The 21,296-nt window shown below is 68.0% G+C and carries 20 protein-coding genes; 6 read left to right on the top strand and 14 right to left on the bottom strand.

Annotation, left to right across the window (positions count from 1 at the left end; all coding sequences use genetic code 11):
- The first annotated feature begins 37 nt into the window (after window positions 1-37).
- Window positions 38-658: a TIGR03085 family metal-binding protein gene (locus G6N26_RS01400; RefSeq protein ID WP_067168788.1), complete on the top strand. Its 621-nt coding sequence runs from the start codon at window positions 38-40 to the stop codon at window positions 656-658.
- 90 nt (window positions 659-748) lie between these two features.
- Here G6N26_RS01400 and G6N26_RS01395 read toward each other — a convergent pair whose 3' ends face one another.
- From G6N26_RS01395 to G6N26_RS01385, 3 genes are all read right to left on the bottom strand, one after another.
- Window positions 749-2,290, bottom strand: coding sequence for a class I adenylate-forming enzyme family protein (locus tag G6N26_RS01395; RefSeq protein WP_083017798.1), 1,542 nt, complete (start codon window positions 2,288-2,290; stop codon window positions 749-751).
- A 2-nt stretch (window positions 2,291-2,292) separates the two neighbouring features.
- A complete protein-coding gene (locus G6N26_RS01390) occupies window positions 2,293-3,135 on the bottom strand; it encodes a thioesterase family protein (protein WP_083017733.1) in 843 nt (280 codons plus the stop codon).
- Window positions 3,136-3,235: 100 nt separating this feature from the next.
- On the bottom strand, window positions 3,236-3,949 hold the full coding sequence (locus G6N26_RS01385; protein WP_067168736.1) for a VIT1/CCC1 transporter family protein: 714 nt from the start codon (window positions 3,947-3,949) through the stop codon (window positions 3,236-3,238).
- A gap of 201 nt (window positions 3,950-4,150) precedes the next feature.
- Between G6N26_RS01385 and G6N26_RS01380 the strand changes: the two genes are divergently transcribed.
- Entirely contained in the window at window positions 4,151-4,801 is a 651-nt protein-coding gene (locus G6N26_RS01380; protein WP_082991372.1) for a chitin-binding protein, read from the top strand.
- A gap of 95 nt (window positions 4,802-4,896) precedes the next feature.
- Here G6N26_RS01380 and G6N26_RS01375 read toward each other — a convergent pair whose 3' ends face one another.
- The 6 genes from G6N26_RS01375 to G6N26_RS01350 form a co-directional block, all read right to left on the bottom strand.
- Complete coding sequence (locus tag G6N26_RS01375; RefSeq protein ID WP_067168734.1) at window positions 4,897-5,532, bottom strand: class I SAM-dependent methyltransferase; 636 nt, start codon at window positions 5,530-5,532, stop codon at window positions 4,897-4,899.
- Window positions 5,529-6,461, bottom strand: a complete 933-nt coding sequence (locus G6N26_RS01370; RefSeq protein WP_083017736.1) for a class I SAM-dependent methyltransferase — start codon at window positions 6,459-6,461, stop codon at window positions 5,529-5,531. Before G6N26_RS01370 ends, G6N26_RS01375 begins: the two co-directional genes overlap by 4 nt.
- Before the next feature lie 135 nt (window positions 6,462-6,596).
- Window positions 6,597-6,887, bottom strand: a complete 291-nt coding sequence (locus G6N26_RS26020; RefSeq protein WP_083017738.1) for a hypothetical protein — start codon at window positions 6,885-6,887, stop codon at window positions 6,597-6,599.
- A 142-nt stretch (window positions 6,888-7,029) separates the two neighbouring features.
- Window positions 7,030-7,461: a nitroreductase family deazaflavin-dependent oxidoreductase gene (locus tag G6N26_RS01360; protein WP_083017740.1), complete on the bottom strand. Its 432-nt coding sequence runs from the start codon at window positions 7,459-7,461 to the stop codon at window positions 7,030-7,032.
- Between the two features lie 90 nt (window positions 7,462-7,551).
- Window positions 7,552-7,869 (bottom strand): STAS domain-containing protein, encoded by a 318-nt coding sequence (locus G6N26_RS01355; RefSeq protein WP_067168729.1) that lies wholly within the window; start codon window positions 7,867-7,869, stop codon window positions 7,552-7,554.
- The gene (locus G6N26_RS01350; RefSeq protein ID WP_083017742.1) at window positions 7,869-10,439 is read right to left on the bottom strand and encodes a SpoIIE family protein phosphatase; all 2,571 of its coding nucleotides are present in this window, start codon (window positions 10,437-10,439) and stop codon (window positions 7,869-7,871) included. Before G6N26_RS01350 ends, G6N26_RS01355 begins: the two co-directional genes overlap by 1 nt.
- A gap of 261 nt (window positions 10,440-10,700) precedes the next feature.
- Between G6N26_RS01350 and G6N26_RS01345 the strand changes: the two genes are divergently transcribed.
- Window positions 10,701-11,438: a Type 1 glutamine amidotransferase-like domain-containing protein gene (locus tag G6N26_RS01345; RefSeq protein WP_083017744.1), complete on the top strand. Its 738-nt coding sequence runs from the start codon at window positions 10,701-10,703 to the stop codon at window positions 11,436-11,438.
- A gap of 37 nt (window positions 11,439-11,475) precedes the next feature.
- Window positions 11,476-13,077: a bifunctional aminoglycoside phosphotransferase/ATP-binding protein gene (locus G6N26_RS01340; protein ID WP_083017746.1), complete on the top strand. Its 1,602-nt coding sequence runs from the start codon at window positions 11,476-11,478 to the stop codon at window positions 13,075-13,077.
- Here G6N26_RS01340 and G6N26_RS01335 read toward each other — a convergent pair.
- Complete coding sequence (locus G6N26_RS01335) at window positions 13,068-13,970, bottom strand: TPM domain-containing protein (RefSeq protein WP_083017748.1); 903 nt, start codon at window positions 13,968-13,970, stop codon at window positions 13,068-13,070. The two genes, G6N26_RS01340 and G6N26_RS01335, sit on opposite strands and share 10 nt — an antisense overlap.
- A gap of 215 nt (window positions 13,971-14,185) precedes the next feature.
- On the opposite strand from G6N26_RS01335, the gene G6N26_RS01330 reads away from it, so the two are divergent.
- Window positions 14,186-15,592, top strand: coding sequence for an aldehyde dehydrogenase family protein (locus G6N26_RS01330; protein ID WP_067168718.1), 1,407 nt, complete (start codon window positions 14,186-14,188; stop codon window positions 15,590-15,592).
- A gap of 178 nt (window positions 15,593-15,770) precedes the next feature.
- Here the strand turns inward: G6N26_RS01330 and G6N26_RS01325 are convergent, their stop codons facing one another.
- From G6N26_RS01325 to G6N26_RS01315, 3 genes are all read right to left on the bottom strand, one after another.
- Entirely contained in the window at window positions 15,771-16,058 is a 288-nt protein-coding gene (locus G6N26_RS01325; RefSeq protein WP_083017799.1) for a hypothetical protein, read from the bottom strand.
- A gap of 73 nt (window positions 16,059-16,131) precedes the next feature.
- The gene (locus G6N26_RS01320) at window positions 16,132-16,671 is read right to left on the bottom strand and encodes a hypothetical protein (RefSeq protein ID WP_083017750.1); all 540 of its coding nucleotides are present in this window, start codon (window positions 16,669-16,671) and stop codon (window positions 16,132-16,134) included.
- A 15-nt stretch (window positions 16,672-16,686) separates the two neighbouring features.
- Entirely contained in the window at window positions 16,687-18,159 is a 1,473-nt protein-coding gene (locus tag G6N26_RS01315) for a putative alpha/beta hydrolase (protein WP_067168784.1), read from the bottom strand.
- Between the two features lie 152 nt (window positions 18,160-18,311).
- On the opposite strand from G6N26_RS01315, the gene G6N26_RS01310 reads away from it, so the two are divergent.
- A complete protein-coding gene (locus G6N26_RS01310; RefSeq protein ID WP_042911429.1) occupies window positions 18,312-18,488 on the top strand; it encodes a hypothetical protein in 177 nt (58 codons plus the stop codon).
- Between the two features lie 162 nt (window positions 18,489-18,650).
- Here G6N26_RS01310 and G6N26_RS01305 read toward each other — a convergent pair whose 3' ends face one another.
- Entirely contained in the window at window positions 18,651-21,197 is a 2,547-nt protein-coding gene (locus tag G6N26_RS01305; protein WP_083017752.1) for an excinuclease ABC subunit UvrA, read from the bottom strand.
- Window positions 21,198-21,296 lie beyond the last annotated feature (99 nt).

Raw genomic sequence — 21,296 nt, 5'->3', positions numbered from 1 at the left:
CGTCCTCTTCGGGGGCGACCGGCTCTACGCTGAACGCATGTCTGTTGCTCAACGTGAACGCGCCGCCCTCGTGGAAACCCTGCGCGGCGTCGGTCCGGACGCACCCACGCTCTGCGAGGGCTGGACGACCCGGGACCTGGCCGCCCACCTGATGATCCGGGAGTACCGCCCCGACGCCGCCCCGGGCATCCTGATCCCGTTCTTCGCCTCTCACACCGCCAAGGTGCAGAACCAGGTGAGTGAGCGAAACGAGTGGGACGAGCTGGTGGGCAAGGTCGCCGCCGGACCGCCGGTGTACTCGCCGCTCAAACTGCTCGACCCGGTGGCCAACGTCGCCGAGATGTTCATCCATCACGAGGACGTGCGCCGCGCGCAGCCGGGCTGGCAGCCGCGCGCGCTGGAGCCCGCGCTGAGCACGATGCTGCGCCGCACCCTGCCGCTGATGGCCCGGCTGACCCTCGCCAAGGCGCCCGGCCGGGTGGCGTTGCGGACCCCGGAGGGCAAGACGCTGCTCACCGCCGGTCAGGGTCCGGCGGTCACGGTGACCGGTGCGCCCGCGGAGCTGTTGCTGTTCTCCGTCGGGCGCGCGGCCCAGGTCGAGTTCGACGGCGACGCCGCGGCGGTGCAGGCGGTGCGCGACGCGCCCAAGGGGCTGTAGCGGCCGCGCACGTAACGCCACGCACGTAACGCCACGGCGAAAATTCAGGCGAAATCTCGCCGTGGCGTTACGTCCGCGGGATCGCATCAATCACCTGAATGCGTCGCGCAGGTCCTTCTTGATCACCTTGCCGAATTGATTGCGCGGCAGCGTGTCGACGACCACAACGTGCTCGGGGTGCTTGTAACGGCTCAGCCCCCGCGATTGACAGTGCTGGACAAGGGATTCCAGCGACACACCGCCGGCGGACGCAGGTACCACGACGGCGCAGACGCGTTCGCCGGTGCGTGGGTCGGGGATCCCGATGACGGCCACGTCGGCGACGTCGGGATGGGTAGCGAGCGCATTCTCGATTTCGAGGGCGGAGATGTTCTCCGCGTTGCGGATGATCGCATCTTTGGTGCGACCCGTGACGCTGACGTTGCCGTCCGCGTCGATCAGGCCGAGATCGCCTGTGCGCAGCCAGCCCTCGTTGTCGAACGCCTCGGCGTCAAGTGAAGGATCGGCATAGCCGAGGAAACATTGGGGCCCCTTGAGGCGCAGCTCCCCTTCCTGCCCGACGCCCAGTTCGACCTCGTGGCGGTCGACCACGCGGACCGTGACCCCGGGCACCGGCGGGCCGACGGTATGGTCGAGCACCTCCGGCGGGGCGGTCAGTGGCGGCGACGTCGCGCACGGAAACTCGGTCATCCCCCACGCGTTGGCGATCCCGGCGATGCCGAAGGTTTCGCGGACTTGGCGGCCCAATTCGGCGGTGATGGGCGCGCCTCCCGCCAGACAACCGCGCACGGATGAGAACAACGGCCGATCACCGTGAGCGCGTTGGGCTTCGAGGAACGCCACGAAGAACGGGGTCGCGGTGCCCAGGAACGTCGGATTGTGGGCGGCGATGGCCAGCGGTGTCGTCGCGGGGTCGAACGACTCGAACAGCGCCAGCCGCATGCCGGTCAGCAGGGCGGTGGCCAGCATCGCCGCCCCGCCGATATGGGCGATCGGGAAGGCGACGGGGTCCACGTCGCTGCTGGTGGCCCCCACCATGCCCACCACTCCGGCCGAGCCGGCGATGACCGAGGTGTCGGTGTGGCGGATCCCTTTGGGGGCCGCGGTGGTCCCCGAGGAGTAGTAGACCCAGCGGGCGTCGTCCGCCGATTGCGGGGGCGCGGGCAGGGAGCCGGGGTCGGCGCGGGCTAGCCGCAGCTTGCCGGCCGGGGGCGTGGCCAGGTCGACGGTGATGACCTCAAAACCCTTGTCCCGTGCCAACTCCCGAGCCAGACCGCCGTGATCGAAGCCGCGCCAAACCTCCGGTACCACCAAGAATTCGGTGTTCAACTGGCCGGTGATGAAGCCGACTTCGCTTTCCCGCAGCAACGGGATGATCGGGTTTTGCACCGCACCGAGCCGGACCAGCGCCGCCATCACCACCATGGTTTCCAGCGTGGTGGGCAGCTGCCAGGACACCACGGTTCCCCCGCGGACTCCCCGTTCGGCGAGGGCGGCGGCGGTGCCACACGCGGCGTCGTGCAGCTGGCGCGCGGTCAGGCTGCGGCCGTGCTCGTCGGCCAGCAGCGGCCTGTTTGAGCCGCGTTGCGCCGCGTCGGCGATCAACGCCCAGAACGTGCCGGAGCCGGCCAACGTCACCGCACCGACGGATCGGCGGAGCGCGGACGAAATCCCGAGTGCGCGACGGCGACCGACACACCGGTGCCGATCGGGCCCTTCTCGTCGACCAGGACGGCCGAACCGCTGGCGATCCCGTCGTGGCTGTGATGAGTGAGGGAGGCCAGGCCGATTCGCGCGCCCTCGGGCAGCCGGGTCAACGTGAGCGTGTAATCGACATTGATGAACTCCAGGGAGTTGGTGCCCCAGTTGGCGATCGAGGCCGTGATGTCGCCGGCCATCGCCGCGCGGGTGAAGGCGCTAAGGGGTTCGTCGTCGATCAGCGGGCGATTCTCGTGCAGCCAGGTGTATTTCGGCCCGTCGGTCTGGGGCCACTCCGGATCGGGGTTCTGCACGTCTGAGCCCCAGCCGTAGGTGCGCATGAATAGCGTCGGGGACGTCTCGCCCAGCGGCAGCGGCGGCATCTGCACCGGCGGTGACCAGACGTGCCCGTCGGGCTGGGGGCCGCGCCGCACGAACAGCGCGCTGGCCTGCGCCACGGGGGCTCCGTCCTGGATGATGACGGCCTCGACGAGCCGCAATCGCCGTCGGTCCTGGAGGACCTCGGTGTGCACTTCGAGCGGCTTGAGCGCCGTCGGCCGGGGCAGGTCGACGGTGAGCCGCGCCGGTTGCAGCTCCGTGTCCGGTGCGGCCCGTTCGACCGCCCACGCCAAGAGTCCGCCGACGACGTGGCCACTGAGCGATGGGCCCCAGCCGCCGCGTGCGATTTGTGTTGGTACGAATCGCTTTTCGTCGCGCTCGAAGTACGGCGCCGGTTCCGCCCATGGAGCTTCATCCGGAATGATATCGGGCTCGGCCACTGCATGACCCTTCGCGTGAGGGGAGCGCGGAACCCTGCTGAGACCCGCAACCGTGAATGTTACAGTTGCGCTTCCAGTCGCTGGATGCGCACCGCGCCCGTCAGTCGATGGCGGCGCCCACCAGGTGGCCGATCACGTAGGTGACCGTCAGCGCGAGGCTGCCGCCGATGACGTTGCGGAGCACCGCGCGAAGCTTCGGCGCCCCGCCCAGGCCGGCCGAGACCGCGCCGGTGACCACCAATGCCATGAGCACCGTCGCCATGGTGACGGGGATTCGCCACGTGGTCGGCGGGGCCAGGATGGCGATCAATGGCAGCAGCGCGCCGCTCGCAAATGACAGGGCCGACGACGATGCCGCCTGCCACGGATTCGTCAGCTCCTCGGGATTGATGCCGAGTTCGACCTCGGCATGGGCCAGCAGCGGATTCTGATCCGTGAGTTCCTCGGCGACGGTGCGCGCGGTGGCCGGTGTCAGGCCTTTCGCTTCGTAAAGTGTGGCGAGCTCGTCCAGTTCGGCGGCCGGATCGTCGCGCAATTCGCGACGCTCCTGGCGCAGCAGCGCCTTCTCGGTATCGCGCTGGGTGCTGACGGATACGTATTCGCCCAGCGCCATCGACACCGCCCCGGCGACCAGTCCGGCGCTGCCGGCGGTCAAGATCGGCGCTCGCAGGGTCGTGGCCGCCGCAACCCCCACGACGATGCCCGCGGTGGAGACGATTCCGTCGTTAGCGCCCAGCACGCCCGCGCGTAGCCAATTCAACTTCGACGACACCGACCCGATGTGCGGTTCGGCCGGATGTGACGTACTCGACACGGCGGCAACGATATAGAGGAAAACCCTGGGCGACTAGCCAACCTAGCCTTGCCAAACCGGCGGTCGAGGGGCCGGCCCACGCATTGCATGGGCCACACACAGCTAGTCCATAGGAAAGCTATCTAGCGTCTGGGTTGTGTCAGGGGGAGGTTCTGAACACATCCCTAGTCGAAGAAGTCCCTCGTGGATAGGGGAAGCATCGTGAAGTTGAAGCAACTTGTCGGAGGGGTGACCATCGCCGGCGCACTGAGCGCCGCGGCCTTGGGAATGGGCGCCGGGTTTGCCAACGCGGCACCGGGCGGTCCGCCGCCTGGTCCGGGTGGTCATGGCGCACCGCAACCCGGGGGCTTCCACGCCCCCACCGGCCCGAATGATCCCGGGGGCCCAGGCGGTCCCGGTGGTCCTGGCGGTCCCGGCGGCCCCGGTGGTCCGCCCGGCGGCCCGGGTGGACCCGGTCATCCCGGCGGGCCCGGCGGCCCGGGTGGGCCCGGCGGTCCCGGTCCCGATCACCCCGGCGGTCCAGGCGGACCGGGTGGGCCCGGCGGCCCGGGTCCCGATCACCCGGGTGGTCCCGGCGGTCCCGGTGGACCGGGAGGGCCCGGTGGCCCGGGTGGGCCGTGGCACGGCGACGACCAGCGCGGCTACTTCCACGGCGCCCCGTGGGGCGAGGGGCCTGGCCCGTGGGGCCCGGGCGCGCCGCCGAGGCCGGCGTGGGATCGACCGCTCCCCCCGCCCGGCGGTCAGTGGGGTTATGGCCCGATCAACTACTGGGGCTACCAGGAAACGCCGTACTGGAACCCCCGTTTCAACCAGTGGGGATTTGACTTCTTCGGGGTCTGGATTCCGCTGTAAAGATCGCTGAACGCGATGCCCGCCTCGCCGGTTGGCGAGGCGGGCATCATCGTTCATGCGTTGACGTCGAACGGTTTTCGCGTGCGACGCGAGTTTCAGCTCTTGGTGCCCACCGTTAACAGGTCGGAAACGAGGCGGGTCCAGACCGGCCGCGGGATGCGGTGTTGATCGCTGATCACGAACCCCGCGTCTTCGAACAACTTCCGCATCTCGGGCGCCGACGTGTTGTGTTGCGGCTTCCACCGGCTCTGCGCGGATGACTGCAGGCGCGGTTGCCGCGTGCTCAACGCCGACACCGCCACCAGGCCGCCGGGCGCGAGCACGCGATGGAATTCGCGCAACGCCGCGGGCTGGTCGAAGAAGTGGAACGCCGAGGTCGTCACGACGGCGTCGAGCGCACCGTCGTCGAAGGGAAGCTGTTCGGCGGGACCACGCAACCACTGCACCCAATCCGATCTGGCCCGCGCCTGGTTGAGCATGCCGTCGGACATGTCGACGCCGTAGATCTCGTCGGGATTCAGTTCACGCTGAATCCGGTCGCTGAGAATCCCTGTGCCGCAAGCGATATCGGCGATCTTTCGTGCCCCGTGATTGCGCAGCTGTGCTATCACCTCGTTGTGCGGCGGCCGGTACACCCACTGTTGCAGGAACGGCAGGTCGTAGGCCGGCGCCAGGAAGGTCCACATCCGGGTGACGGCTTCGTTGAGCCCGCGGCGCTGCGGTGCGGTCACTTGGCCAGCACCGAGCTGTAGTAGATGGTGTCGGCCACCGAGACGGAGTCGTTGGTCTGCGGGATCGAGTCCAGGCCGAAGTCGGCCAGCAGCCGACTCATCTTGACGCCGTCCGAGCGCCAGCCCAGGTTGTCGAGGTATCCGGCGACGTCGCTGCGCTCGCCCTGGTAGCCGAGATCGCCGAATTCCAGGTCGAAGCCGTGCTCACGCCATTTCGCGGTGGCCCTGCGCATCATTTCCTGAGCCTTCTCGGTGTCTACCTCGGACATGTCCGGAATAGCTTCGCACGCCAGCCGGCTGCCGTCGGCGCTGAGTGCGGTGATGTTGTCCAGCAGGCGGTCTTGCGCTTCGGGCGGCAGATACCCGAAGAGCCCCTCCGCGATCCATGCGGTGGGGCGGTTCTTGTCGAAGCCCGCGCCCGCCAAGGCTTTTGGCCAGTCGTTGCGCAGATCGACGGAGACCGTGCGCAGCTCGGCCTGCGGGGCGGCACCCAGCTCCGCCAGGGTGGCGGCTTTGAACGCGATCACCTGCGGCTGGTCGATCTCGAACACCGTCATGTCGGCCGGCCAGGCCAACCGGTAGGCGCGCGCGTCGAGACCGGACGCCAGAATCACGGCCTGCCGGATCCCGGCCTGCGTCGCGGCGTGGAAGAAGGAGTCGAAGAAACGGGTGCGGGCGGCCATCGCGGCGGGCATGTGTTCGAGCTTCCAGCCGGATTCGTGGTCGTCGACATCGGCGTCGACCAGGTCGCCGGAGACCCAGCGCGTGAAGAAGTCCACGCCCACGGCGCGAACCAGGGGCTCGGCGAATCGGTCCTCGATCAGCGGGTTGTCGGCGTTGGTCGCGATCGCCCGGGCGGCTGCCACCATCGTGGCGGTCGCGCCCACGCTGGTCGCAAGGTCCCAGGTGTCGTTGTCTGTGCGTGGCATGCGGCTGTTGTCCCCCTCGGAATCACCGGTTACTTAGCCGGTGTAACGACCGAGGGGCGGGTGGAGTTCCCACGCGCCGCCCGCCCGGCGATGTCGCCGCTCTGGGCGTTGGGTTACCGCAGCTAGGTGCGACTTTTAGTGCGCTCCGGGGTGGCCGGGCGCTCCCGGTCCGCCGGGGCCACCCGGTCCACCCGGCCCGCCCGGTCCGCCTGGCCCGCCCGGTCCACCGGGGCCGCCCGGTCCCCCCGGTCCATTTGCGGCCGGGAGCAAGAACACGCACTCGTTCAGCTCGACGCTCCAGCCCCAGCCCGGTGCGCATTCGCCGTCGGCGCGGGCGGTCGCGGGCGTCCCGAGCACCGTCACCGGCAGCCCGGCCAACGCGAGGGCGAACACGCCGATCATGGGGCGCCGCAGATACCGTCTCATCGCCGACCTCACTTTGTCCTTCGGGCACGGCGGGCGGTGATGTCTCGTCGCATCGGGCCGCACCCGCGCACATCATTGTGCGGGAATCGACGCCTTAGCGTGCCGAATTGGAGGGCTTGAATGTTGTTGGCAGCGCGGGTCTTCAGTCGGTCATCAATTCGAAGACCGGGATGACGCGATCGGTGCGTTGCTGGTATTCGCCGAAGCCGGGCGCGCGCTCGACGATGACGGAATAGATCGAATCCCTTTCCTCGCGCGGCAATTCGCGCGCGGTCATCGACCTGGGAGCATCGGAGCCGATCTCGACGGACACGTCGGGAATGGCGCGGATGTTGTGCACCCACGCGGGATGTTTGTCGCGGCCCGCCGCCGAGCCGACGATATAGATTTTGCCGTCGATGTCGAAGTAGGCGACCGGGTTGACCCGTTGGGCGCCGCTGCGGGCACCCTCTGACGTCAGCAACAGCAGCGGGAAGCCCTCGAACTGTCCCCCGACCTTGCCGCCGTTGCGGCGGAACTCGTCGATGTTGTGTTCGTTGAATTCCCGTTCCGAGTTCTGCGCGTCGTCAGCCATTACGCCATCGTCGCACGCGCAGCTCCCATGGGCCACTAAGAACAGATCTTACGTTGCGCCGCACGAACTTTCGGTATCGGGAGGGGTGTGTCACCGCTTCCTGGGAGACGGTGCGGGCACGATGGCGGTCAGCTCGGTCAGACCGCTGACCTTGAGGACGGGCATCAGGATCGGGTGCGCGACCAGCTCGATGCGGTCGGCGTGGACGGCCAAGGCGTTGATGGCGGCGCTGTCGAGGTACTCCACGGCGCTGAGGTCGACAAGCAGGGCCCCGTCGCTGCCGGTGGCGGCGGTGGACAGCGCGAGGGTGAACGCATCGATGTTGCTCAGGTCGATCTCCCCCACCGCGACCAGCACGAGTTTCCCGTCGCTGCCGCGCGCGGTGTCGAGCGTGAGCGGGCTGGTCATCAGGTGATCCTCGCGGAGAGGTGAACGGTGGTTCCGTCGTCGGCCGGTCGGATGTCGACGTCGTGCATCAGGCTTCGCATCAGCGGGATCCCCCGGCCGCGACGATGATGGGCGGCCGGCTGCGGAGCCTTCCACGTGCCGGTGTCGGTGATCGTCAACTTCACCTCGTCGCCGATCGCGATCGCGCCCAGGCGAATCAGGCCCTCCGGTCGGTGGCGGTGACCGTGCTCGATCGCGTTGGCCACGGCTTCCCCGGCCGCCACCAGCACGTTCAGGGTCTCCTCGGGGCCCACCCGCACCCGGGCCAACCAGTTGCGCAGGGCGTTGCGGGTGGGTGCGAGCTGGCTGACGTCGGCGGGGAAGTTCAACTCCAGCGGGGCCGGATGGCGGTAAAGCAGCAGCACGACGTCGTCCTGGTATCCACCCCGCGGCGCGACACGGGTCATGACCCGGTTGGCCAGATCCTCCAGTCCCAGCGCTCGGCCGTCCTGTGCGACGCCGGCGACGCGAGAGATACCCCGATCCAGCGGGCTGCGGCGACGCTCGACCAGTCCGTCGGTGTAGAGGATCAGGGTCGCGCGCGCCGGCACGGTCACGCGGGCCTCCGGGCGTGACCACTCGCCCCGTATTCCCAATGCGATGGTGTGACCGTCATCGAGTATCTGGATGCTGCCGTCGCCGTGCACCAGGATGGGCGGCGGATGCCCGGCGCTGGAGTAAACGAGTTCGCCGGTGTCGGGGGTGAGCACCGCGCACACGGCGGTGGTGCACTGCGCGCCGGGAAGCCGCGCCGCGAAGCGATCCATTCCCGCGAGGGCCGCAGCGGGGCTTGGGTTTTCGAACAATAGCGCACGACAGGCGCTGCGCACCTGTCCCATCACGGCGGCCGCGGCGAGGCCGTGACCGACACAGTCGCCGACAACTAACGCGATGCGCCCGTCCTCGAGGTCGACGATGTCGTACCAGTCACCGCCCACCTGCAGCGGCCGGGTGGCGGCCTGATAGCGCACCGCGAACCCGTTGGGCAGATCCGCCGGGCCGAGGATCGCGTGCTGCAGGGCCAGGGCGGTCTCGCGCTGCTGGTCGACTTGGTGCACCCGCTGCAGTCCCTGGCCGAGGCGGCCGGCCAGCACGGTGAGCAAGGTCTGGTCCTCCAGCGTGAACGGGCGTTGCTCGGTCAGGTCGATCCAGACGACGAGCACGCCCTCGGGGTGCTGCAGCGCGATGCCCGCCGTCCCCGGCTGGGTCGTGGTCGGGCTGAGGAAGTCGCCGTCGCGCAACGAGCTGAGCGCCTGTTGTGTGTGGGACGGCAGGTCGGCCCACTGCGTGGGCTCGCCGACCGACACCACCTGCGGTGCACCGAAGGCTGTCTCCGCGGCGGAGCTGTAGGTGGGGAAGGTGACGGCCAGGACGCGGCGCGCCCGCCACAGCCGGCGCAACTCTTCGGCGGCGGCGTGGACCGCGTCCTCGACGGTGTCGGATTGGGCGAGCTCCTGGTTGAGCGCGTGTTCGCGGCCCGCCGCCAGGGCCAGCGCGATCGCCGCGTGGCGGGCGAAGTCGCTGACGAGGTCGAGGTAGTCGTTGCCGAACGGGGGCTGGTGCGGGTCGCGCGCGACGGCGATGACGCCGAGCACCGCGCCGTCCGCGATCAGCGGGATGACGATCGCCGGGCGTTCACCGACATCGGTGAACCCCTCGATGGGGTACTGGAAGGAATCGGTGATCAGCGGGAGACCGCGGCGCGCGACACCGCCGGTGGTCGAGCCGTCCATCGGGACCTGCTGGCCGATCACCTCCGAGGAATAGCGGCCCGCCGTGGCGGCCACCACCAGGGTGTCGGCCTCGTCGACGGGCGATTCGGGCTCCCGGGGCACCAGCAGGATCGCCTGTTCGGCGCCGGCCAGCTCCAGCGCCCGGTTGACGATGAGCTGTAGTGGTCCCGTCTGGGGGTCGCCGGACAGCAGCGCGGTCGTGATCTCGCGGCTGGCCTTCGTCCATTTGGCCGATTCGCGCTCGCGCTCGAAGAGGCGCGCGTTGTCGATGGCGGCGGCCGCCGCAGTGGCCATCGCGCGGACGGCGCCCTCCTGCGTGTCGGTGAAGACCAGGCCGGGCCGGTCGTCGGCCAGGTAAAGGCTGCCGAAGTTGGCCGCCCGCACGGTAATCGGTATTCCGAGGAGTGCGCGCATCGGCGGATCGTGGGCGGACAGCCCTGCGGTTGGCGGATGGGTGCTCAGGTCGTCGATGCGAAGACCTTCGCCGATCGGAAGGTCACCGAGCCACTGAGCCGTGTCCGCGTCGATCCCGGCATGCACGAACGAAACGAGGCTGCCGTCGGATGACCGGATACCCAGGGCGGCGTAGCGGGCACCGGTCAGTTCCATCGCCGCCTTGAGGACCCGCTGCAGGGTCACGTCCAGGTCGAGATCGGAGCCAAGCTCGACGATGACCCGCACCAGTTGTTCCATCTGGTCGCGCGCGGCGACAAGATCGTCGAGCTGGTCGTGCATCCGGCTCACGAGTTCGCGCCGGCCCTGCCAGGTGAAGGCGGAGTCACTCCGGTCGCTGTCCATAGGCACCAAGGTAACGGGTGAAGTTTGCCGACGTGTGTGCGCTGCGGCTTTACTAAATCTTGACCGGGTATTGAATTGCCCCGCCGAGCATCGGCGAGGGTGACGTTTCTTCACCGACATCGACGCCAACGGCCTGCATAGAGCCGGAAGCCGTCGCGATGGTAGTGACGCTCGCCCGGCGTAGCGAGCTGTGCGACGGCGACGGCCTCGGCGCCGCGCTCGCCAAGATTCGACGAGCTCGATAACCCGTAGGCTGACGTCATGCCGGATGCCGATCGGAAACGCGTCGTGGCACAACAACTTCAACCGCTCTACCTGCTGGCGGACAGTCAACTGCTGTTCTGGCAGCGCCGCGACCGCCTGCTTCTCGAGGCAGCCCTCGATGGACTGGATCGAGACAAACCGTTGAGCGCGGCCTACATCGGCGCCTCCAACGGGGACCAGCCGGAGTTCTACGAAATCTTCGAGGCGGCCATGGATGCCGTCGGGATCACCGACCGTCGCATGATCGTCTCGTCGTTCGACGGGCCCGACCGCGCCTATCTGGACAGCGCCCAGTTGATCGTCCTCGCCGGCGGCGATGTGCGTCTGGGCTGGAACACCTTTGAGCAAACCGGCATGAAGGACGCGATCCTGGACCGCTACGCCAAAGGTGCCGTCCTGATGGGTGTTTCGGCCGGTGCGGTTCAGCTTGGACGCTATGGGATCGTCGAGACGCCGGCATCGCTCGGCGCCGACGTGTTCGACGTGTTCAATCTCGTCCCGATGGTGATCGACGTGCACGACGAACGGGCCGAGTGGTCGCGGCTACAGCGCACCATGCAGTCGCTGAACGGAGAGGTGACCGGCCTCGGCATCCCGTCTGGCGGCGGAGTCGTCGTGCATCCGAATACCACCATCGAGGCACTGCGCCGTCCGGCCCATACATTCGTCTTCGACGGCACTGTCGTCACGCACGCACTGTTGCCCGCCGATGGGGGCAATCGGCACGCGCCTTGACGGGCACGCGAGCCACCTGTAATCGTTCGGCGAGACCATGACAAACGCTTTCGATCCGATCGGGCCCGAGGGCCGCCCGCGCATCGTCGCCGATCTGCTGCGGCCCGACGCGTATGACCCCCCGGCCCGCGACGTGCGTCTTCACGAGACGCACAGCTCGTGGGTTCTGCTCGCCGGACCGTACGCCTACAAGCTCAAGAAGCCGGTGAACCTCGGCTTCCTCGACTTCACCAGCATCGAGCAGCGCCGCGCCGACTGCGACGAGGAACTGCGCCTCAATCGGCGGTTCAGTCCGCAAATGTACCTGGGCGTCGTCGAAGTCACCGAGCGAGACGGCCACTACCGCATCGGCGGCGCGTCCGGCGCGGGCGAACCGGCCGTGTGGATGCGGCGCCTGCCGGAGGACGGCATGCTGCCGGCCAAGCTCGCCCGCGGCGAGGTCGACCTGCGTCTCGCGCGACGAATCGGCCGCACCCTGGCCAAGCTTCACGGCAGCGCCGAAACCGGCCCCGACATCGACGCGTATGGCGGACCGTCCAGCGTGATCGCGAACTGGCGGGAGAACTTCGACCAGATGCGCCCGTTCGTCGGGCGCACGATCGCGAGCGACGTCAACGACGAGATCCGAAGCTACGTCGACGAATTCGTGCGCACACAGGCGCCGTTACTCGAGCGACGCGTGGCCGACGGGCACGTGCGGGATGGTCATGGCGACCTGCACGCCGCCAGCATCTGCATCGAGGACGGCCAAATTCTGTTGTTCGACAGCCTGCAGTTCGCGCCGCGCTATCGGTGCGCCGACCTGGCGTCCGAAGTCGCCTTTCTGGCAATGGATTTGGAGTATCACGGTCGCGCAGACCTGGCGTGGGGGTTCGTCGACTCCTACGTGCGCGCTAGCGGCGACGACGGGCTGCTCGAGCTGCTCGACTTCTATATCTGCTACCGCGCCTACGTTCGCGGCAAGGTCCGCAGCCTGCGCCTGGAACAGACCGGCCAGTCGTCCGGTGAGGAAGGGCGTCAGCTCATCGCCGAGTCGAGGGCGTACTTCGACCTGGCGTGGGCGCACGCAGGTGGGCTGCCCCGGCCGCCGATGGTGGTCACCATGGGCCTGCCGGCCAGCGGCAAGACCACGCTGGCACGCGCGCTCGCCGGCCGGCTCGGGCTGGTGCACCTCTCGTCGGATCTGGCGCGCAAGCGGATGGCGGGCATCGAGCCCACCCAGCGCGGCGGCGACGAATTCGGTTCGGGGCTTTACGATCCGGCGATGACGCGCAGCACCTATGCCGCGCTGCGCCGCGACGCCGCACGCTGGTTACGTCGCGGCCGCGGGGTGGCCGTCGACGCGACGTTCGGCAATCCGCGCGAGCGCGCCCAGATGCGGCAGCTGGCGCACCGCCTCGGGGCCGACCTCCGCGTCGTGCTGTGCGACGCCGACGACGCCACCCTGATCGCGCGACTCGAGCGGCGCGCGACGGAGAAGGGAGTGGTCTCGGATGCGCGGATCGAGCTGTGGCCCGAGTTGCGTGCCGCATTCACGCCGCCCGATGAGCAACCGTCCGTTTTGCGGGTCGACGCGACGCGCACCAGCGAGGAGACCGTCGAGCAGGCGCTGTCGCTGCTGCGTGCGTCCTACCGCTGACGACTTCGACCGCGTCGCGCGCCCTGCCGTCCGAGGACGTTGTCATTGGCCAATGTCTGCGCCTGAGCGGCCAGTGTCGATGCGCGGTTGGCGTGCGCGATCGCTTCGGCGTCGTTGGTGGATTCCTTGCCGTGCGCGGCCGCCACATGCCGCTTGGCCTCGTCGAGCCGAGCCTGGGCTTCGGAGCCGACGCTGTCGCGATGCCGGGCGACGTAATCGGAGATTTGGCGCACCCTGGCATCGGCGGTGGACAGCGCCTGCGCCAAAGAATCCTCGTGCCCCTCAACGTGTCCACCGGCAAGAGCGCGTCGGCGCCGACGCGCGCGATAGAGCACGAACAGCAGTACCACCAGCACGACGACGATGACGCCGATCGCGACCAGCGGCCAGATCGGCTTCGACGGGCTCGCCGGCTTGGCCGAGCTCGCCAGTTTGTCCAAGCCGTCGGCCGCGGCGACCGCGGCACCGCTCCAGTCTTTGGCGCCCAACACGGGCTCAATTTGGTTGCGCCGCAGACTGTTCAGGCTGGCCGCGGTCGGGCCCTGCACTTGCGGTGGCACGGTGAACGAGTACGCCTTGGTGTTCGTGGCGATGGCCAGCAGCGCATCCTGGCCGCCCAGCCCGCTGGCGCTGCGGGTGCCGGCGGCCCAATTGTCGGGCTTGTACCGGGAGAAGTTGTCGACGTAGACGACCCACAGTTGGATGTGGCGATCGCGGTAGAGGCGGTCGATCGCCGAACTGACCGCCTCCCGGCCGGGATCGGTCAGCGCCCCGGTGGTATCCGTGATGTGATCCCTGAGCTGCGAGGGCGGCTGCGCGCCGGCGGGGCTTGCCAGCAGCAACCCCGCGGTGAGGATCGTCAGGACGGCACCGAAAAGGCGAACAACCCGCATACAGGTAACTTAGCCGCCCGTCGGCGTTGAGGCAGGCGAGCGCCGCACCGCGATCCACGGATCGCCGATCAGGTTTCCGCACGTCGGCGACCAGCAGAATCCGCCCGAACGCCTGCCCGGCGCGACTCCCCCACGCACTGGACACCCACTGGTTACGCGCGTAACCTCTGTCGCGCAACGACAGCATTCTCGCGAGCGAAAGGCCACTGAACACCGTGAGTAACGCCATTGAGGTCTTCAACCCGTCCACCGAGGAGCTGATCACCGAGGTCCCCGACTCCGACCAGGCGGCCGTCGACGCCGCGGTGGCCCGCGCGCGCGAGACCTTCGAGTCGGGCGTGTGGCGCAAGGCGCCCGCGTCGCACCGGGCGAACGTGCTCTTCCGCGCGGCACGCATCATCGAGGAACGCGCCGACGAGCTCGCCGCGCTCGAGGGCCAGGACAACGGCATGAACCTGACGGCCGCGCGGCACATCATCCCGGTGTCGGTCGACATGCTGAAGTACTACGCCGGCTGGGTCGGCAAGATCCACGGCGAGTCGGCCAATCTGGTGTCCGACGGCCTGCTGGGCACCTGGGAGACCTACCACACCTTCACCCAGCTCGAGCCGGTCGGCGTCGTCGGCCTCATCATCCCCTGGAACGGGCCGTTCTTTGTCGCGATGCTCAAGGTCGCGCCGGCTCTCGCGGCGGGTTGCAGCGCCGTCCTCAAGCCCGCCGAGGAGACGCCGCTGACCGCGCTCAAGCTCGAGGAGATCTTCCGCGAGGCCGGCCTGCCCGACGGCGTCCTGAACGTCATCACCGGCTACGGCGAGACCACCGGCGCCGCGCTCACCGCGCACCCGGACGTCGACAAGATCTCGTTCACCGGGTCGACCGAGGTCGGACGGCTGATCGTCAAGGCGGCCGCCGGCAACCTCAAGCGGCTGACGCTCGAGCTCGGCGGCAAGTCGCCGCTGATCATGTTCGACGACGCCAACCTCGACAAGGCGATCTTGGGGGCGGGCATGGGCCTGCTCGCCGGTTCGGGGCAGAACTGTTCGTGCACGTCGCGCATCTATGTCCAGCGCGGCATCTACGACGACGTCGTGCAGCGGCTGGCCGAGTTCGCCCAGATGCTGCCGATGGGCGGCAGCGAGGATCCTGACTCGGTGCTGGGGCCGCTGATCAGTGACAAGCAGCGCAAGCGGGTCGAAGGCATCGTGAACGACGGGGTGGCCGGCGGCGCGGAGATCATCACCGGCGGCAAGCCGATGGATCGCAAGGGCTACTTCTACGAGGCGACGATCGTCACGAACACCACGCCCGACATGCGGCTCATCAAGGAGGAGATCTTCGGGCCGGTGGGTTGCGTAATCCCCTTCGACGACGAGGACGAGGTGATCGCCGCCGCAAACGACACGCACTACGGGCTGGCCGGCTCCATCTGGACCGAAAACCTCTCCCGCGCCCACCGGATGGCGAACGAGCTTCGCGCGGGCCAGGTTTGGGTGAACTCCTCACTCGCGGCCGACCCGTCGATGCCGATCAGCGGCCACAAGCAGTCCGGCTGGGGCGGCGAGCGCGGCCGCAAGGGCATCGAGGCCTACTTCAACACCAAGGCGGTCTACATCGGCCTGTGAGGCGCGGCCTGTGAGCGCCGCGCTCGTAACGCCACGCGGCGCCGCGCTTGTAATGCCCCTGCAGCGCCGCGCTTGTAACGCCACGGCGAAATTTGCGCTGATTTTCCGCCGTGGCGTTACGCCCGGTGCTTTTGGTCAAGGAGAGGCGGGTCCAGGAGCCCCTGGGCTGCAAGGGCTTTCAGTGCGACGCTACGAGAGCACGGCCCTCGTCGGTGCACCCGGCGATGAAGTCAGGGCCCGAGTCCACTCGGGCGATCTTCCCGCTTTTCAGATCGCTCTGAAGGACCCTCTGGCAGTACTGGTTCCAATCGGTGTCGGCATTCAACTGCACGTGATAGTGCTGAATCTGCTCATCGATGGCTTGTTTGCCTTGGTTGTATGAGGGCGACCCGGGGTCGGCGCCCGCGGCGGGCGCGAAGACAACGGCGGCGGCACTGAGCACCGCCGCCAACGTCAACCCGCGCATCTGACTCACGCCGACAATCTTACGTGGATTTTGCTGCCAGCACATCCGCGTCGATGCGGGGGACGGCGGCGGGCTAGAAGGTCCACGAGCCGGTGGACTGAAGGACGAAGCCACGGTTCAGGATTGGATCGATGCAGGCGGTCAGGCGGTCGGCGCCCACGACGCACGTGATGTCGATTTTGGTGAGCTTTTGGCCGACGTTGAGCAGCGGCGAGGTGATGATCGGGCAGCCGGTGCCCTTCTGAAAGCTGTACGGGTTGAGGTCTGTCGGAAGCGATGACGGCGAGGCCACCACCGAGCAGCCGTCGCTGCCGACCGGGGCGTTGTCCGGCAAGCCAGGCAGCGGCCCATCGCAGCTGGCGCTGACGTGATCGCCCGGCTTGGGTGGATTGGGCAGGATGCACTGCAGCCCGTCGGGCGTCGCAAAATATGCTGCACCGCCGGCGCGGGACGCAGCGGTGTAGGGCGCGGCATCGACCGCTTGAAATGCGTTCAGATCGGGGAACTTCGGCGGCGGCGTGGCCGTCGCGACGCCCGGGGCGTTGCGGGAACAGCCCAGGCCCAGAACCACAACGGTCGCGGTGATCACCGCCAGGGCCACCCTGCTCAGCATGTGGTGTCCCCCTTCCTAGTGTTGGACGCCAAAGGTTGTCGTCCACGTGTTGGGATCATAGGTCGGCCCGGGTGGCCAGGTGCTCACTCGAAGCTGAATCGTCTCAAGGCCGGTCACCGGATCGAGTGTCGTGCCCGTGATGGTGGGTCCGTAGACGGTCGGGAGCTGGTTGGGGGCCACCAGCGTTTGGGGTGTCGCCCCCATCAGGCCTTGCGGTGTGGCGGCGGTGATGCCCTGCACGGGGCCGCCGTTGGTCGCGCCGACGAGCATGAATCCACCGCCTTTGAGCGAGACCAGTTGGCTTTCACGATCACCGGGCAGGCTGACGGTGCCGACGCGCTGCAAGTTGTTGATCCAGCTGTTGGGTTTGGCCGGGTCGATGGGTCCCGACACCCACATGCCTCGGGTGGTGTCGCCTACCCGGTTGCTGGTGTTGCCGACGATCACCATCTGGTTGGTGGCGGGATCGTAGACGCCGCTGGCTTGGTAAATCCCCGGCAGCTCACCGACTTTCACGGGGTGCGTGGGATCGGTGTAGTCCCAGACAGATCCGTTCGTCGCGAATTCGTTGAACCCGGGGGTCACGCTCCCATCCGGGTGGCTGAAAAACGCGTAGCGATGGCCGTCGGGCCCCAGCGCGGTCCCCGTCGGCAGCGGGCGGGTGCCCGGCGGTCCTTGCGCGAGTTCCGACGCTGGGCTGCGGGGAAAGCCATCTCGCGGGTCGCCGCCAAAGGTGGGGCCCTGGCCGTCTTGGAACTGGTCTTGGAGGTCGTAGGTGTTCTGCTCGTGCTGGGGCGGACCGGCCGGTCCGGTGATCCTGGGGTCACTGGGCGGAGCGTCTTGCCCATCCCCGAAGCCCGCGGGCTTGAACTCGGCGACCGCGGCAGCATCCTGCGGGGTGAGGTGGCCGTTCGCTTGCGCTTGACGCAGCGATTTCGTGTAGGTGTCGCGGATTGAGTTCATCTGTTTGAGAGCGTCCCGCGTGTCATCGGCGGCGTCGGCTTTGGCGTCTTTGATCAAGATCTCGAGCGCCTGGCGGCTCTTCGCGTCGAGGGTGGGGTCTTGCAGATCCTTGGTGGCCGCGCCGATCAGTTTGTCGAGCACTTGCAGCTGCCGTTCCAGCGTGGCGATCTCGGCGGAGCCCTCTTTTTGCGCGGCCGCCAGCATGGCGGCGATGTTTTCCAGATCAGCGGCGATCTTGGGCAACTGTTCGGTCTGCAGGCGAAGCGATTTGGTCAGCCGCTGCACTTCTTCGGAGCCGTTGATCGGGTGGTCACCGTTCTGGTGATTCCAGGCCGTGTCGAAACGCTTGCGGGCCTGCTCGAACTCCTCTTGGGCCGCGGTGGAGCACCGGCCCGCGGCATGGAAGGCCTCCGCCAATTGGGAGATCTGAAAGGGGTTACCGGCCTGCAAACTGCGATTGACCGCCCACGGATCGCCGCCGGCCTGGGCGATCAGATCGGCAACGCTCAACCAGTTCAGCTGCATCGCACCGCCCATTTATGCTTTCGACCAGCTCTGACGCTACCTCGCTGGTTCCCCTCCGCCCCTATTCCACCCGAGATCGCGCCGCAATTCACTTCACTGCGATCGGCACGCAACCCAGCGAGGCGCTTCAATAGCATTGCGACCAGGAGGACATGATGGCGCGCTTCAAAACCGAAATGGAAGTCTGCCCGCACTGCCGACGCTCGGCGGAGGCCACGGTCGAATACAGCTACGACAGCGACGGCAAAGTCACCGGCAGGCGGGTGCGGGACGTCAACTGCCGCTACGCGGACTGTCCGGGCAGCGAGGTGCCGCCCCACTGGGGGTAGCCGATGATGTTGCCCCGCTGCTTCGTGTCGGACTCCTTGCCGGAGTGGCGATCCCCTTCGTGACGGCATTCGACGTTGGCGACGCCGCCGATACCACGCTCAACCCGCTGCGGGCGTCACGGATCAGCCGCCGCGCCCGAGCTGGGGGTGAGACAAACGTCGTCACCGAGTGCCAGACGACGCCAACCGCTTCGCCAGGTACGGCGCCGTGCGGCTCTGTTTGGCCCGTGCCACCTGCTCAGGTGGCCCCGCCGCGACGACGCGGCCGCCGTCGCTGCCGGCTCCCGGTCCCAAGTCGATCACCCAGTCTGCACCCGCGACCATCCGCATGTAGTGCTCGGCCACCACCACGGTGTTGCCCGCGTCGACCAGGCGGTGCAGTTGACGATCGAGCAGATCCACATCGGCGGGGTGCAGCCCGGTGGTCGGCTCGTCGAGGACGTAGAGGGTGTGCCCGCGCCGGGGTCGCTGCAGTTCGGCCGCGAGCTTGATCCGCTGTGCTTCACCGCCCGACAGCTCGGTCGCGGGCTGTCCGAGACGGAGATACCCGAGCCCGACCTCTTGCAGCGTGGTCAGGCTGCGCGCCGCGCTGGCGACGTCGGCAAGAAACTCCGAGGCCTCATCGACGGTCATCGCGAGGACATCGGCGATCGTACGGTCGCGATATCGAACCTCGAGTGTCTCGTCGGAGTACCGCGCTCCTTGACACGCCGGGCAGGTGGCGTATGTGCCTGGCAGGAACAACAATTCGACCGACACGAAACCTTCGCCCTGACAGGTGGGGCAGCGACCGTCGGCCACGTTGAACGAGAACCTGCCCGCCGTCCAACCGCGGCGACGCGCCTCCGGGGTCGCAGCGAATTCACGGCGCACGGCGTCAAACAAGCCGGTATAGGTCGCCAGCGTCGAACGCGGCGTGCGTCCGATCGCACGCTGGTCGACCGACACCAGCCGGTTGATCATTTCGGCCCCCTCTGCCGTCACACCGACACTCGCGTCATGATCGAGATCGACCATCCCGCTGTCGGTTTCGTCGTCGTCGGGTTCGGCCGGCTCGGCCGCTCGTCCGATGCCGAGCTGGCTGTGCACGACATCGCCGAGGACCTTGACGACGAGTGTCGACTTGCCGGAACCGGACACCCCGGTGACCGCCGTGTACACGCCGAGGGGCAGGTCCACGTCGAGGTCTTTCAAATTGTGGAAGCAGATCCCGCGCAGCCGCAGCTGCCCGGACGGCGTGCGTGGTTGTCGACGCGGCGGCCGAGCACCGTCGAATAGGTAGTGACGAGTGACCGACCCCTCGATGTCGGCGAGGCCGGACACCGGCCCGCTGTAGAGCACGCCCCCACCGAGTTCTCCGGCCCCGGGCCCAACGTCGACGATCCAGTCGGCACGGCGCACGACGTCCATGTCGTGCTCGACCACGAATAGCGAATTGCCCGCGCGCCGCAGGCGATCGAGCACCTCGAGTAGCGGCTCGGCGTCGGCCGGGTGCAGGCCGGCCGACGGTTCGTCTAACACGTAGAGCACGCCGAACAAGCCGGCGCGCAGTTGGGTGGCCAGCCGCAACCGCTGCAGTTCGCCGGGTGACACGGTCGGGGTCCGCCGACTGAGCGTGAGATAGCCGAGGCCGAGATCAATGAGTACCTGCAGGCGCGCGACCAGGTCGGCGGCGATCATGGTCGCCACTTCCGTCAGCTCGCCGGATGTCGTGGACTCGTACGCGGCGGCGGCGTCGGTCCGAGAAGCCGTCGGGCGCAACGTTTCCGCGAGGTCGCCCAATGGCATGGCCGTGTAGTCGGCGATGGTGCGCCCCGCGAAGGTCACCCGCAACGCCTCCGGCCGCAACCCAGAGCCGTCGCATACCGGGCATTCGACGGTGTCGACGAATTGCAGTACGCGGCGGCGCATCATCGCGCTATGGGAGTTGGCCAACGTGTGGCGGACATGGCGTTCGGCGCTGGAAAACGTGCCGTTGTAGTAATAATCGGCCTGCACGGGGTGCTGACCCGGATCGATTTCGACGGTTGGTTGCTCCTCAGTGAACAGAATCCAATTGCGTTGCCGCTTAGGAAGTTTGCGCCATGGCTTGTCGATGTCGTAGCCCAGCGTGACGAGGATGTCGCGGAGGTTTTGGCCCTGCCACGCGCCCGGCCAGGCGGCGACGGCGCCTTCGCGGATGGACAACGTGGGGTCTGGCACCAGTGTCTCTTCGGTCACCCGATGGATTCGTCCCAGCCCGTGACATTCGGGGCACGCCCCCACCGCGGTGTTCGGCGAGAACGCATCGGAGTCCAGTCGTTCCGTCACCCCCCGCGGGTAGGTCCCAGCGCGGGAAAACAGCATCCTCAACAAGTTCGACAGGGTGGTGACGGTGCCGACCGTCGACCGCGACGTCGCCGAGCCCCGGCGCTGCTGCAGTGCAACGGCGGGCGGTAGCCCGGTGATGTCATCCACCTTCGGCGCGCCGGTAGGCAATAACAGGCGACGGGCGTACGGAGCGACCGATTCGAAGTAGCGGCGCTGGGCCTCGGCATAGATGGTCCCGAAGGCCAACGACGATTTGCCGGATCCGGAGATTCCGGTGAACGCGACCAGCGCGTCACGCGGCGCGATGACGTCGACACCCCGCAGATTGTGCACCCGCGTCCCGTAAACGCGCACATAAGGATCGATTTCGTCGGTGCGTCGATACGGGATTTGCGTCATCTTGCTCAGCCGAGTACCCCCGGTTGCGGCCGCACAAGCCTGCGCTGCCCGGCAGCGACCAACGAGGGCCTGTCGGCAATCCGTTTTGACGCCCCGCCG

The organism is Mycobacterium marseillense (assembly GCF_010731675.1).
GTDB lineage: Bacteria > Actinomycetota > Actinomycetes > Mycobacteriales > Mycobacteriaceae > Mycobacterium > Mycobacterium marseillense.
Note: the sequence above shows the minus strand (reverse complement) of the source record. Positions and strands in the feature narration are given on the sequence as shown.